This window comes from Paenibacillus sp. PL91 (assembly GCF_012935325.2).
Taxonomy (GTDB): domain Bacteria; phylum Bacillota; class Bacilli; order Paenibacillales; family Paenibacillaceae; genus Pristimantibacillus.
The window spans coordinates 152,368-167,540 of the sequence record NZ_JABBYG020000011.1; the positions used below are offsets into that span (position 1 = coordinate 152,368).

Below are 15,173 nucleotides of genomic sequence, written 5' to 3' on the forward strand. Positions count from 1 at the left end.
AGCTAGGTGAGTAATAAGAATAGAATGCTGATCATACTGGTTGTAGATATTTGTATTATATGGATTGCGATTGGGATATCCTATCTCTTTCGTTTTAATGGAAGCATCCCTCCCATCTACGAAATTCAAATGCTCGAGTTTGCATTGTTAACCACCGTTATATGCGGCAGCAGCCTAGCCTACTTCCGCATGTACAGAAGAATGTGGCAATATGCGAGCATTGGGGAAATCATTGAGCTTGCTAAAGCGATATTAATCGGTCTTATTTTATCTTACGGAGCAACCTATGCACTAAATGGAGAACGGGTTCCTTTATCGATTACTTCAAGAACACTCGAGTTAATGCTGTTACTAATGGGAGGCTCGCGCTTCCTATGGCGCTTAATCCGAGTAAACAGAACAAAAAAGACTGCTTTAACGAACAACGTGATTATTGTAGGTGCTGGGGATTGCGGAGCGCTTATTGCAAAGGAATTTATGACGAGCAATAGCTTTGTGGGAAACCGAATTATAGGTTTTATTGATGACGATCCTCATAAACGTAATATGCAGGTCGTAGGGTTGCCAGTGCTTGGATCTCGTTTGCACATTGAAGAGCTTGTAGCTAAGCATAAAATTCATGATATTATTATTGCCATGCCTTCCGCTAAACGGGTACATATAACGGAAATTATAAATATCTGCAAGCTGACCGGAGCGAAGGTCAAAATTATTCCTTCCATTAATGATTTTATTAGAGGCCGTGTCGCAGTGAAATCGCTGCGAAATGTAGAAGTAGAGGACTTGCTTGGAAGAGAGCCTGTTGTGACAGATTTGGAAGGTATAGCCAATTATGTATCGGATAAAGTCGTTCTCGTAACAGGTGCGGGCGGATCGATTGGTTCTGAGCTCTGCAGACAAATTTCATTCTTCAAGCCTTCAAGGCTATTGCTGCTTGGACATGGCGAGAACAGCATTTATACGATCGAGATGGAGCTCAGAACAAGGTTTCCGAATGTTCATTTGGAAACGGTAATTGCAGATATTCAAGATCGAGGTCGCATAGATGATGTATTCCGCAAGTTCAGACCACAGGTTGTATTCCATGCAGCGGCCCATAAGCATGTGCCACTCATGGAGCGAAACCCATCAGAGGCAGTAAAGAACAATGTGTTCGGGACAAGAAACGTAGCGGATTGTGCAGACAAATATAAAGCGGAACGATTCGTTATGATATCCTCCGACAAGGCCGTTAATCCTTCCAGCATTATGGGAGCGACCAAGAGAATTGCAGAGATGTACATACAGAGTATCAACACCATAAGTGAAACACAGTTTGTAGCGGTCCGATTCGGGAATGTACTAGGAAGTCGCGGCAGTGTTATTCCGAGATTTAAAGAACAAATTGCTGCTGGCGGTCCTGTTACCGTAACCCACCCCGATATGGTTAGGTATTTCATGACCATACCTGAAGCCGTTCAGTTAGTTATCCAAGCGGGTTCATTCGCGAAAGGCGGCGAAATCTTCGTCTTGGATATGGGCAAGCCGGTCCGTATCCTGGATCTAGCGCAGGATCTCATTCGATTGTCAGGCTATGAGCCTAACGTTGATATTGAAATCAACTTTAGCGGCATGCGAGAAGGCGAGAAGCTATTCGAGGAGCTGCTAACAGATGAAGAGGCAGTATCGTCAACACAACATGAGCGCATTTACATAGGTAAACCAACGCAAATTAATCGAGTAGAGCTTGAGCTTCAATTCAAGCGAATAGAGAAAGTAATTGGAGAAAACCAAAATTCGATAAAAGATGTTATTGAGCATCTTGTTCCTTTTTATTCACATGTATCCTAACAGACAGTCTATGAGAGCGGAGGAGATTACATATGCGTAAGAAAAAGTGGAAGAAGATTTTAATTTGGGTGGCATCGATTGTTGTCATACTAGGAGTGGGGGGCTTATTTGCAGCTAATTATGCTGTTGATAAGCTTATTTCTACTCTAGCTGCCGATCTTGAGAGTGATTTATTGAATGAGGAAGTTGTAGCCCCAGAGACAAAGACAGAACAAGAGACGGATCAGACTGAACAAGATGATTCGAAATCATCAGTCGATACGGATGGAGCTGTGACGGGCTCTACAGACAAAGTGGAGAAACCGAGTGAAGATGGATCGAGCACAACTGGCAACGGCTCTAATGATACGAAAAAAGAAGAAAAGCCGAAGGACGGTTATAACGGCGAAGTAACCATAGATAAAGCCAAGGATCTTCAAGAGAAAATTACGGTTTCTGAGAAAGCACAGGTTTCATCCGTGTTACTAAAAGAACTTAGTGTGTCTGATATAAAAGAGCTTCAAGCACTTGCTAGCGGTGGGATGAGCCTTGAGGAGAAGAAACAAGCTCGCAGCATTATCTTAGAAAAGCTGTCGCCTGAGCAATATGATGAGTTGATTCAGGTGGCTAAGAAGTATGGGATGAGTCAGGGGAAAACTTATGACCAAGTAATAGATGAAAAATGAGGGTTTGAGAATGAGGAGCGATATTAATGAAGGTACGTAAGGCGATTATTCCAGCTGCAGGTCTAGGGACAAGATTTTTACCGGCGACTAAGGCAATGCCTAAAGAGATGCTTCCTATCGTAGATAAACCGACTATTCAATATATAGTAGAAGAAGCAATTGAATCAGGTATCGAGGATATTATTATTGTTACGGGTAAGGGGAAAAGGGCAATTGAAGACCATTTTGACCATTCATTTGAACTTGAACAAAGTTTATTGGAAAAAGGGAAGCTCGAACTTTTAGATGCAGTTCAAAAGTCTTCTAAAATGGTTGATATTCATTATATTCGGCAGAAGGAAGCAAAGGGTTTGGGGCATGCCATTTGGTGTGCTCGTAAGTTTATTGGAGATGAACCTTTTGCAGTGTTACTGGGTGATGATATTGTACAGGCGAATAAACCTTGTTTAAGACAAATGATTGAACAATATGATCGTTATAAGTCGTCAATAATTGGTGTTCAACGTGTTTCAGAGGATGACGTATCTAGATATGGTATTGTCGATGGAAAGGAAATTCATGATCGACTTTACAGTGTAAGCCACTTAGTCGAGAAACCAAACAAGAATGAGGCTCCATCTAATATTGCAATTATGGGGCGTTACATTCTTAGTCCAAAGATTTTTGAAATATTAAACAGTCAAACACCAGGAGCTGGTGGTGAAATTCAATTAACGGATGCTATCGCTAAATTAAATTATATCGAAGCTGTATATGCGTATAACTTTGAAGGTGTAAGGTATGATGTTGGCGAAAAACTTGGCTTTATTAAAACTACATTGGAGTTCGCATTACAACGTCAGGATTTAAGACAAGACATACTGAAATACCTTAGGAAATTATTCGAGAATGAGCTGACTAATATTAAATAGTCCTCATTACCTTATTTACTCCAATATATGAATCTTAAGAACACATTTATTTTATGGAAAATCAAACCTAATTACTATCTAATTGCAAATAAATTATTATCATTTTTATGAATCTTATAATTCTACGTCTCAATAATAAATAATTAATTATAATATATTCCTGTTGGTAATTAGCGGTTAATAAATGTTTTGTAATCGCAATTAATGAATTTCATGCTAGATACTATAAAATTGAGGTGAATTTAATGATTGTAAATGTAACAAGAAATATTCCGTTCTCTCCCCCGGATATGTCAGATGCGGAGATCGATGAAGTTATTAAAACGTTGAAATCCGGTTGGATTACAACTGGGCCGAGAACTAAGCTCTTTGAAAAAAAAATATCTGAATATATAGGTGTAAAGAAAGCCGTCTGCTTAAATTCTGCAACTGCTGCAATGGAACTTACACTTCGTATTCTTGGTATTGGTGCTGGTGATGAGATTATAACCACGGCTTATACATATACAGCGTCAGCCTCTGTAATAAACCATGTTGGTGCGAAAATTGTGTTAGTTGATGTGTCACCGGATTCATTTGAGATGGATTATTCGAAGTTAGCTGATTCAATTACTGAGAAGACTAAGGCAATCATCTCAGTAGATATTGCAGGGAAGATGTGTGATTATGATGCGATATATCGAATTGTGGAGAGTAAGCGAGGATTGTTTAAAGCTAATAATGAACTGCAACGGATATTTAACAGAATAATCGTGATGGCTGATGCTGCTCATGCTTTTGGGGCTGAAAGAAAGGGTATAAGGTGTGGGAAAGCCGCTGACTTTACCTGTTTCTCCTTCCACGCTGTGAAGAATTTGACAACGGCTGAAGGTGGAGCTGTTGTCTGGACTAACGATAAAGGAATAGATAATGAATATCTTTACAACCAATTTATGTTGTATTCCCTCCATGGTCAGTCTAAAGATGCATTAGCGAAGACTCAAATAGGCGCTTGGGAATATGACATAATATACCCGGGATTTAAGTGTAATATGACTGATATTTTTGCTGGTATTGGGTTGGTGCAACTTAGTAGATACGATAGGCTCATGAAGAGACGGCGGCAGATAATTGAGATGTACAATAGTGCTTTAATGCCTTTTGGGATTCAGAGTTTGCAACATTATGGTCAAGAATTTGGCTCCTCAGGTCATCTATACTTGACGAGAATTCCAGGAATTGGTGAAGTTGAACGCAATGAAATTATAAAGAAGATGGCGGAGGCGGGGGTATCTTGTAACGTCCACTACAAGCCGTTACCAATGTTCACTGCCTATAAAATGTTGGGATTTGATATAGAAGATTATCCTAATGCTTATAAACAATACGCTAATGAAATCACGCTTCCATTGCATACTTTGTTGAGCGATGAAGATGTTGAGTATGTATGTTTATGTTTGAAAAGAGCGATTAAAGAGATTTTTATAGGTATAAAGGATGTAACACAAGTGGGGTGAGTGAATGTATAGACACTTTTTTAAACGATTATTCGATTTAGTACTAGCATTAATCGCTCTACCATTCTGGTTAATTATATTAATTATAGTTAGCCCAATAATATACTTTCAAGATAATGGCTCAATCTTCTATAATGCGTCACGACTTGGTAAGAACGGAAAGATATTTAAAATGTATAAATTTCGCTCTATGAAGATGAGTGCGCCTGACATAAGGAACGAAGATGGTTCAACCTTTAATTCAGAGGATGATCCTAGGCTGACAAAAATAGGAAAAATCCTACGAAAGACAAGTCTTGATGAAACACCGCAGCTATTGAATATCATAAAAGGTGAAATGAGTATTATTGGACCAAGACCAGATTTGCCAGAGGCAATTAATATTTATCAAGGTGATGAGAGATTAAAAATTAGCGTACGGCCAGGGGTTACTGGATATAGTCAAGCATATTATAGAAACTCAATTTCGGCAAAGGATAAGTTTGCAAATGATATTTATTATGTTAATCACATCTCATTATTACTAGATTTAAAAATTATTATCAAAACGGTGCTGTCGGTATTAAAAAACAGAAATATATATGTTTCTGCGGATTAAAGAAAAAGTGTCTGATTGCTTTAAAACAGAAACTTAGCATTATTATTAAAAAAAGATATTAGCATTTAAATTCATAAATTTAATTAGTAAGTAATATTAAAAAATTAATTATTATAAAATTTATTTAAACATAGATCAATTATTTCAAAGAAAAAATCAAAGAAGTGGTGACATAGGTGATTAATAAGGGAATAGTTATATTTGGTACTGGAGATTTTGGGAGGTTAATGAAATTTTATATCGATCAAGAAGGCAGAGAAGTAGTAGCTTTTTGTGCGCACAGGCAATTCATTGATACAGATACTTTTTGTGAGTTGCCAGTAATAGCATTCGAAGAAATTTGCGATAAATATCCAAGTGATAAATATGAGATTTTATTAGCTATCGGTTATACGAAAATGAATGATATAAGAAAGCTAATATGGCATGAATGTAAGGAAAAAGGTTATAAGATTGCATCAATCATCCATCCTAGCGCAACTATTCTCGCTGAAAATGTAGGAGAAGGTAATATAATTCTTGAAAATGTTGTAATCCAACCGTTTGTTAAAATTGGTTTTGGTAATTTAATATGGCCAAGCGTTACAATTGGACACGATTGTAATATTGGGAATTTTAATACATTTACAGGAAATGTTTCTTTTTCTGGATTTGTTAATGTAGGTAATAATTGTTTTATTGGAAATTCATGTGTGTTTAGAGATCATATAAATATTGGAGACTATACTTTTACAGGGATTAATACTTCAATTATAAAGGACACTAAGCCTTATTCTGTAATAGTACCTCCAAAATCTCAGTTGTTGAAAAAAATAAAAAGTATAGATATGTTTGATTGATGTTTCTCGAATTATATAGTTGTGATAACGAATCATATGTTAGGAAATTTGAAAAATATTAGTAAACTGCAAAGATTGGAGTTGTGATAATGAAAATTGGGATTAAGGCGATTGAATACTATTTGCCGGAGGATATTCTCACAAATGATGAGTTGGCAGCAATATATGATGACTGGACAGCAGAGAAAATTTTGAATAAAACTGGTATTGAACATAGACATATCAGTAAAAGTAATGAAACCGCAGCAGACCTAGCCTTTTACGCAGCAGAAAAATTATTCCACGAGCAAAACATCGATCGTCAAGATATTGATTTTGTTATACTGCTCACACAAAGCCCTGACTATCATTTGCCTACATCAGCCTGTATTTTGCAGCATCGTTTGGGATTATCGCAGAAGTCGGGTGCATTTGATATTAACCTAGGCTGTTCCGCCTATATCTATGGCCTTGCTGTTGCTAAAGGTCTAATCAATTCAGGAATTGCAAAAAACGTTTTATTACTAACAGCAGAAACCTATTCTAAATATATTCATCCCATGGATAAAAGCAATAGAACCATCTTTGGTGACGGCGCTGCTGCTACTTTAATAAGCACAGGAGATGACGTAGCAGAAATTGGTGCTTTTGATTTAGGCACCGATGGAAGTGGAGCGGAATATCTAATGGTACCTGCTGGCGCTGCAAGAATTCCTAAGAGTGTAGAAACTGGTGTAGCTAAATCCGACGAAAATGGATCTGTGCGATCAGAAGAAAATATATATATGTCTGGTGCAGACGTGTTTAATTTCACTATTGAAGTGGTACCTCAAACCATAAAAGAAATTCTGATTAAAGAAAACTTGCAGCAAGAGGATATCGATCTTTTTATATTTCATCAAGCTAATAAATTCATGCTAGATTATCTTCGTAAAAAGATCAAGATTGATAAAGAGAAATTTTATATGAACTTTGCTGACATAGGAAATACTGTATCCGCTACTATCCCAATAGCTTTAAAGAGAGCACAGGAAGATGGAAAACTTAAGTCAGGTGATAAAGTCATGTTGGTTGGCTTTGGAGTTGGTTTATCTTGGGGATCGACAATTTTAAATTGGTGAAATAGGTGATGAGAATAATGGTTAATCCAATGGATCTTACTGGGAAGCGTATCCTAGTAACTGGAGCTTCATCCGGCATCGGTAGAGCAGTGGCAATTCAACTTAGTAAGTTGGGTGCGATTGTGGCTTTAGTTGCTAGAAGTTCGCAACGGTTGCAGGAAACTTTAGAACAGATGGAGGGCACGGGGCATCAGATCTTTCCCTTTGACTTGACTGATATAGACGGAATTGAGGGATGGATTAAAAAAACCGTTTCTGAATTTGGCTCATTCAATGGGTTGGCACATTGTGCAGGTATAGGTCCTATGCGCCCTTTGCAGATGACTAACTTTGCGTTCCTTAATAACGTCATGACGATTAATTTTTATGCCTTTATAGAAATTGTCAGAATGATGTCGAGGAAAAAGTATTATGAGGAAGGTGCATCGTTTGTTGCAATATCATCTATCATGAGTAAACAAGGTGATAAAACAACTACCGCATATTGTGCATCTAAAGGTGCGTTAGATAGCTCAATTAGACCACTTGCAAAAGAGTTAGCTCTAAAAAAAATACGCGTTAATTCGGTAATTCCAGGGTTTATTAGAACAAACATGTATACACAGTACGCTGATACCACTGGAGAATCAGAAGAAAATCAAATAATATCCCGCCAATATCTTGGAATAGGTGAACCTACAGATGTTGCAAATGCTATAGCGTATCTTTTAAGTGATGCATCAAAATTCATTACTGGTACAGGCTTAGCGGTGGATGGCGGATATTTATCTTAAAAACCTCAAAATAAAAGGAGAGAAATAATTATGGAATTAAAAGAAAAAATAGCTTTACTGGAAGAAATGCTGGAAATGGATGAGGGAAGCTTGACACCTGAAGATAAATTAGAAGATATAGATGAGTGGGATTCACTGGCCTTTATATCATTGGTTGCCTTAATTGATGAGAAATTCAATAGAAATGTTACTGGTCAAGTAATTAGAGGATTCAAAACAGTGCAGAACATCTTGGATGAAATGGAATAGAAGAGTTGCTAACTTGAAACGTGGTTTAGTTATTTGAGATAAATTATTTTAAATTGTTTGTATGCTATGTATTTAAGTTCCTATAAAAATAGCCTCTCTACTGAAAAGAAGAAATAGACCATCAAATTTGATTTGAAGGAATCAAAAGGATGAACATAATGAACTTACTTAATAAAAAAATAATGATACTTGGTGCCAGTATATTACAGCTCCCTGCTATATTGAAGGCAAAAGAGATGGGTTTACAGGTAATAGCAGTGGATATGGATAAAAATGCGATAGGTTTCAAGGATGCAGATGTGTGTCTTGAAGTAAGTACAATCGATATACCAAATGTAATTAATTTGGCTAAGGATTATAAAGTTGATGGTATTATGACATTGGCCAGCGACATGCCGATGAAAACAGTTGCTGCCGTAGCGGAAGCACTTAATATTGTTGGTGTGACTACAGATACAGCTCTTAAAGCTACAAATAAGGCCTTGATGCGTGAATGTTTAAAACAGAACGATGTTGCCATTCCGATGTTTTTTGGAGTTATGGGCTATTTAGATTATTTGTCTGCTATTCAGCATTTTAAAGATAAATTCATTGTTAAACCGGCAGACAACTCAGGAAGCCGTGGAGTTTTTTTAGTGAATGACAAAAATGATAAAAGTAGCATTGACTACGCATATGAGTACAGTATGAAATACTCCCGTAACGGTGAACTAGTTGTAGAGGAATTTATGGAGGGTCCTGAAGTAAGTGTTGAAGCCTTAAGTGTCGATGGCCAAGTACATATTATTGCTATCACGGATAAGCTGACGACAGGTGCGCCTAGATTCGTGGAAATGGGGCATTCACAACCTACCTGTCTATCAGATGACTTGAAGAGACAGATTGAAGCGATTACAGTTTCAGCAGTTAAAGCTATAGGCATTGAGAACGGACCATCTCATACAGAAATCATAGTGACAGCTAATGGACCGAAAATTGTCGAATTGGGTGCTAGGCTAGGTGGAGATAATATAACGACGCACTTAGTTCCGTTTTCAACAGGGGTAGATATAGTTAAATGTTGTATTGAAATTGCGCTTGGGTATAGTCCTGACTTGAAAAAAAAGAAAGATTTAGCATCAGCGATACGGTATTTTGATGTATCCCCAGGCAGAATAATAGATATAATCGGGCAAGAAAAAGTATCGCAGTTATCGGATGTTAAGATGGTCTGTATTATGAAGAGAATAGGCGATAATATTGGCAAAATAAATAATAGCACCGATAGAATAGGATTTGTAATCTCGCAAGCCGAGGATGCTCGGGAAGCAATAAAAGTGTGTGAAGATGCGATGAGAATTATTGATATTAAGATTATTTGAGATATGTGTATAGAATAGGACGGGAAATAATAATATGAAAAAATTACTTTTCATATCCAATAGCACAAAGCCAACTTATGAGCAACAAGTGAGTCGTGACGGAATAAAATTAGATAACGTTAGTATTCCTAGTGTAGAAGCTGCACAGTCTATGGGCTATGAAGTTTTTATTGGAGTTAATAGGATTAATGCGAAAGAGTTAGATTGTGATTATAATGTAACATTTTATAATGCGAGTATATATCGTAATATATTTGATTTTAAAAGTAATTATACAGCTTATAAAAATTTAATGACTCTTTTAAAAAAAGAAAAATTTGACGTCATACATTGCAATACTCCTATTGGAGGCGTATTAGGACGGCTATGTGGAAAGAAAGCTAAAGTTCCCAAAGTTATCTATACAGTTCATGGTTTTCATTTTTATGAAGGTGCTTCGATACTTAATCGTACTATTTTTAAATGGGCCGAGATGTTTTTAGCTTATTATACGGATGCAATAATTACCATTAATAAAGAAGACTACCAAGCTGCCCAGAAATTCATGAGTTCTGACAAAGTATACTATGTTCCGGGTGTTGGTGTTGACACTAGTTTATATAGACCTGGGGAATTGGACAAGCGAGCTATAAGAAATTCACTCGGTTTATCAAATGAGGATATTTTGTTAATTGCAATGGGTGATCTAATTCATCGTAAGAACTATGCTGTCTCAATCAGAGCAATCGCTAAAGCTGATAATTCTAAACTTCATTTTCTAATCTGTGGGAAAGGGCCTAAATTGGAGGAGCTTAAAGGACTTGCTAAGGACTTGAATATAGAGAACCAAATTCACTTTTTAGGATTTAGAACCGACACAAAAGAACTTCAGCAAGTAGCGGATATCTTTTTGTTTACAACTCATCAAGAAGGTTTACCTCGATCGATGATGGAAGCCATGGCATCGGGATTACCTTGTGTCGCTTCAAAAATTAGAGGCAACGTGGACTTGATTGAGAACAGTATAGGGGGATATTTATTTCCTCCAGAGGATATTGATGGGTTCGCTAAAGCCATATCTGAGCTTGCAGTAGATGAGGGTTTGAGAAAAACAATGGGACTTAAAAACCTAGAAACTATTAAGCAGTTTGATGTGGCCAATATAAAAATAAAAATGAAGGAAATTTATAAAAAAGAATTGCTCTAGAATTATTCTAAATTAAGAGAAGTTTCATTTCTTAATACTATGTAAAAAATAAGAAAGATTATGTATGAAGAAGTAACAATGACTTTCCTACCAGAGCTTTCCGTGTAGGATTCATAGTTAAATGCAATTGTCCAAAGTATTAATTAATCAATTTCTAATATATTTTATTTCAGGTATGTAATTCTAGTTCTAGATCTCACTTTTTGGGTCGTTATTTTTACTAGTATTTTGACTTGTGTTGCTTAACTACTAAGAAGATACAGGGGATTGATATGATTAATATTGATTTGCAACATTCAAATAATATTAATTCTGATTCTGGTTTAGTGTCAGAAAATGATATGCCATTAGTATCAATTATTATGCCAGTTTACAATTGTGAGAATTTTTTGGATGAAAGTATAAATTCGGTCTTGAATCAGACATATTCGAACTTTGAATTAATCATTATCAATGATGGTTCCAAAGATAATAGTGGGAGTATGTGTGATGTCTACTCATTAAAAGATAAAAGAATTAAAACAATTCATCAAAACAATGGGGGACCAAGTTCTGCGCGAAATAAAGGTTTAGATTATGTGAATGGGATTTATACAATGTTTATTGATTCTGATGATAGCTATGATACTGAAATGATATACAAGATGGTAAATGCAATAAGTAATGAAAAAGTTGATATTGCTATATGTGGAATCAAAACAATTCAACACGAGAAAAACAAAACTATTGAAAATAATATTATTATGCCTTCTGAGTCACTAGATGGAAAGAAAGAGATATTAGCTCGGTTAGAAACTTTGTTTAAAAATAGACTTTTCAATGGTATATACAATAAAATTTATAAAACTAATTTTATTAAAACTAAAAAAATAAGATTTAATGAAACCTCTGAAATGGGAGAAGATTTCTTATTTAATTTAAATTATATAGAATACTGTAGTTGTATCAATATTATTAGTGAGGCTCTATATAATTATAAAGTTGATAATAGTAATTTAACAAAAAAATATAGAGAAAATGAATTTGAACATAGAAAGACAAATATTGAGAGACTTAATATTTTTTATAGACAGAATAATTATAAAGATAAATCAGTTGATTTTTTGTATATAAAATTAGCTTTTGCTTGTTTTATGCAATTATCACACAAGGATAACCAAAGAACATATAAAGAAAATTTAAGTTATATAACAACTATATTAGCTAAAAAAGAAATGATTAAATGTTTGAATGAGATAATTCCTAGGGGATATACTGAGAAATTTTTAGTAGCAGTATTAAATACCAAGTCGCCAAAAGTAATATATTGGACATCAATAGTAATTAATTTTATACGTACTAAACAATTGATAAAGTGGAAAAGAATTAGCTTGTAGCATTCATAAAATTTTAAAAACTAAACTAAGCTATTAAAAAGTCCACTTAAAGGAGCATGGTTGTATACAGCACGATTATTATTTTTATGTTTGTTGACATAAATGAATAACTGTTATTTGGAAAATCTAATTATTTATATTTTTCTACACAATACTCAACTTTAATAAATAGATTTAAGTTAAGAGGAGAATAAATGTATAAATATGAAACAATTGAAAATGTGTATGCTCCAATAAAACGAATGCATAATGATGTATTTTTGAAGATTATATTTTTTTTGAATTGGCTAACCTGTATCGGATTTCTATATGATAAACAAATATTAATATCAATGGGTAACTACACAATTTCAATAATGATACTATTTTCATCTCTTTATTTTTCCTTAAAAAAAACCAATAGAAAATCATTGTTGATAATGTTATGCATCCTCATCTTTTTTTCTGTAAATTTATCATATAAGATAATAAATAATATTTATTTATTTGAATTCAGAAATTTTATGTATATACTACTAATATTTTTTTTGATAATATGCAGCAAATATTTTAAAGTTAAAAAAAGTGATGTTTTATTTATGATTACATTATCTATGTTTTTGACCCTACTATTCATATTAAAACTATCTGATAATACTATGTATGAGTATTATAGTTCGGATTATGCTTTAAATTTGAATTTTTCTAATCCAAATGTATTAGGTTCCGTGTTATTAACAAATTTAATATACATATCTTTGGGATTTATATATGTAAATCAAAAAATAATAAAATTAATATTAATGTGTATTGTACTTGCGAATATTTATCTGATCTATTTGACAGAATCAAGAAGTTCGTTTTTTACTGGAATTCTATTTATGATAATGGTAATAATATTTAAAAATAATTTGAATATTGGAAAAAAAATTTCGAAAATAATTGGGTGGGTTCCATTAGTTTGTGTTGTATTTTCTTCTTTAATTAGTAAGGTAGCTTCACTGAATATATTTAAATCATCAGGAAAAATTGGGTTAAGTAGTAGAGAGGAAATTTGGCAATATGTTATAAATAATAGTTTTATAAGAATTGAAAGTCTTATTTTTGGTGGCAACTACACGTTATCTATCTCGAATCCACATAATATATATTTGTATTTACTATGGGATTACGGGTTATTCATTTCATTATTTTTAATATTATTGATTATATTTCAAATTATCAAAGCAGGTAGAAAAATTAGTAATGTGAAAGAGAACGTTTCTTTTTTTGGTTTTTCAATAATATTACTTAATAATAGTTTTGAAACACATTTATTTATAGGAATAATAGGAATATCATTTTTGTCGTTTTTGCTCTTATCTCAATATCCTCAAAATGAAAACTAACTTCAAGGAGGTACACATGATATTAGTAAGTATTATAGTTCCTGTTTATAATATGGGTTCGAAATTAGAAACTTGTTTAGAATCATTATTAAAGCAGACGTATAGGAACTTAGAAATAATATTAGTGGATGATGGTTCATCGGATGATAGTTTAGCTATTTGTGAAAAAATTGCAACCACGGATAATCGATTGAAAGTAATTCATACGGAGAACCAGGGAGCAGGGAAAGCTCGGAACTCAGGCATAGAAGTATCAACAGGTGACTACGTGTACTTCCCAGATGCGGATGATGAATTATCGATACAAGCTATCGAGGAATTGGTTGAATGTGCCACAGTAAATCAAAGTGATTTAGTTGTTTTTGGTTATAAGTGTATCAATACGCGGGAGAATATTAGTTCATTAAAAGAATATGAAGAGATTACATTACTTGGAGCAGACGCGAGAAATAACTATCAGCTACATTTTAGTATGAATGATAGATTTGCAATTCAAGGGGCGCCATGGAATAAGTTTTTTGATCTAAAAAAAATTAAAGAAAAGAGCATTAGATATCCAGATTTAAGAAGACATCAAGATGAAATATTTATTATGAGGTATATGAATTACGCTGAAAAAGTTGTATTTCTTAATAAAGCATTATATACATACTATATCAATGATATAAATCTAATATGGAATAAATTTCCTGAAAATTACAGCGAAATTATTAATAAAGTAGATAGTTATAGGCGCGATATGATTCTTAATTGGAATATAAATAATAAAAACATAATAAAGAGAATAAATGAATCTTATGTTTTAGGTTCAGTAAAAGCATTAGAATTGGTTTATAATGAAAAGTTTAAGTTCAATCTTCGTATGAGATTTAATTGGTTAATGAAAATTGTTTCAGATCAGAATTTAAAGAGTAATTTTGCAAATGCAGAGATGGATACATATCTTTATCAAAGAACTATTGTCAAATTGGTAAATGGTAAACACTATAAAAGTGTGTTTTTACTTTTAGGGCTTAAAGTTTTTGTTAATAAAAATTTCACTCAACTTTTTGTGCAATTAAAGAAAATAAATAATAAAAAGTAGAATAAATAATAATATTCTATTAAGTTACTATTTAATTAAATTTTGTTATAAAAATAAGTTGAAAGTTCTCGTAAGCTTAATCATAAAGAATAAATCACATAAAAAGAAATCGACTTATTGCATGAATAAATAGTAACAGTTCTGAATAGCATGCCTTATTGCTTGTAGAATAGAAATAACTATCACAAAGTTATTATGAATAAGTATAGATAATTAGCCTGTATGCTTAAAACTGATAGTTAGTTGGAGAAAAATTCGTATTTCGAGGTTTGTCGCATGTTTATCATAGATTTGTTTTTCATTTTTTAAGAAGCCTATTTAAATTATTGATTGCTATA

14 protein-coding genes are annotated in these 15,173 nt (G+C 33.8%); all 14 read left to right on the top strand.

Going from position 1 to position 15,173, the window contains the following annotated elements:
* The first annotated feature begins 6 nt into the window (after positions 1 to 6).
* The 14 genes from HI950_RS23255 (at position 7) to HI950_RS23320 (ending at position 14,835) form a co-directional block, all read left to right on the top strand.
* Entirely contained in the window at positions 7 to 1,830 is a 1,824-nt protein-coding gene (locus tag HI950_RS23255) for a polysaccharide biosynthesis protein (RefSeq protein ID WP_317618434.1), read from the top strand.
* Positions 1,831 to 1,862: 32 nt separating this feature from the next.
* Complete coding sequence (locus HI950_RS23260) at positions 1,863 to 2,495, top strand: hypothetical protein (RefSeq protein WP_169087675.1); 633 nt, start codon at positions 1,863 to 1,865, stop codon at positions 2,493 to 2,495.
* A gap of 26 nt (positions 2,496 to 2,521) precedes the next feature.
* Positions 2,522 to 3,406 carry a UTP--glucose-1-phosphate uridylyltransferase GalU gene (gene galU, locus HI950_RS23265; RefSeq protein WP_169087677.1) on the top strand — a complete coding sequence of 295 codons (885 nt, stop codon included), beginning with the start codon at positions 2,522 to 2,524 and terminating at the stop codon, positions 3,404 to 3,406.
* 245 nt (positions 3,407 to 3,651) lie between these two features.
* Complete coding sequence (locus HI950_RS23270; protein ID WP_169087679.1) at positions 3,652 to 4,902, top strand: DegT/DnrJ/EryC1/StrS family aminotransferase; 1,251 nt, start codon at positions 3,652 to 3,654, stop codon at positions 4,900 to 4,902.
* A 4-nt stretch (positions 4,903 to 4,906) separates the two neighbouring features.
* On the top strand, positions 4,907 to 5,500 hold the full coding sequence (locus tag HI950_RS23275; protein ID WP_169087681.1) for a sugar transferase: 594 nt from the start codon (positions 4,907 to 4,909) through the stop codon (positions 5,498 to 5,500).
* Between the two features lie 176 nt (positions 5,501 to 5,676).
* Positions 5,677 to 6,339: an LbetaH domain-containing protein gene (locus HI950_RS23280; RefSeq protein WP_169087683.1), complete on the top strand. Its 663-nt coding sequence runs from the start codon at positions 5,677 to 5,679 to the stop codon at positions 6,337 to 6,339.
* 89 nt (positions 6,340 to 6,428) lie between these two features.
* Positions 6,429 to 7,439, top strand: a complete 1,011-nt coding sequence (locus tag HI950_RS23285) for a 3-oxoacyl-ACP synthase III family protein (RefSeq protein ID WP_169087685.1) — start codon at positions 6,429 to 6,431, stop codon at positions 7,437 to 7,439.
* 17 nt (positions 7,440 to 7,456) lie between these two features.
* Positions 7,457 to 8,212, top strand: coding sequence for an SDR family NAD(P)-dependent oxidoreductase (locus tag HI950_RS23290; protein ID WP_169087687.1), 756 nt, complete (start codon positions 7,457 to 7,459; stop codon positions 8,210 to 8,212).
* Positions 8,213 to 8,242: 30 nt separating this feature from the next.
* Complete coding sequence (locus tag HI950_RS23295; RefSeq protein WP_169087689.1) at positions 8,243 to 8,461, top strand: acyl carrier protein; 219 nt, start codon at positions 8,243 to 8,245, stop codon at positions 8,459 to 8,461.
* Between the two features lie 158 nt (positions 8,462 to 8,619).
* Entirely contained in the window at positions 8,620 to 9,822 is a 1,203-nt protein-coding gene (locus HI950_RS23300) for an ATP-grasp domain-containing protein (protein ID WP_223285453.1), read from the top strand.
* Positions 9,823 to 9,856: 34 nt separating this feature from the next.
* On the top strand, positions 9,857 to 11,008 hold the full coding sequence (locus HI950_RS23305) for a glycosyltransferase family 4 protein (RefSeq protein WP_169087691.1): 1,152 nt from the start codon (positions 9,857 to 9,859) through the stop codon (positions 11,006 to 11,008).
* A 272-nt stretch (positions 11,009 to 11,280) separates the two neighbouring features.
* A complete protein-coding gene (locus tag HI950_RS23310; protein ID WP_169087693.1) occupies positions 11,281 to 12,384 on the top strand; it encodes a glycosyltransferase in 1,104 nt (367 codons plus the stop codon).
* A gap of 578 nt (positions 12,385 to 12,962) precedes the next feature.
* Positions 12,963 to 13,751, top strand: a complete 789-nt coding sequence (locus tag HI950_RS23315) for an O-antigen ligase family protein (RefSeq protein WP_169087695.1) — start codon at positions 12,963 to 12,965, stop codon at positions 13,749 to 13,751.
* A 16-nt stretch (positions 13,752 to 13,767) separates the two neighbouring features.
* Complete coding sequence (locus HI950_RS23320; protein WP_169087697.1) at positions 13,768 to 14,835, top strand: glycosyltransferase family 2 protein; 1,068 nt, start codon at positions 13,768 to 13,770, stop codon at positions 14,833 to 14,835.
* Positions 14,836 to 15,173 lie beyond the last annotated feature (338 nt).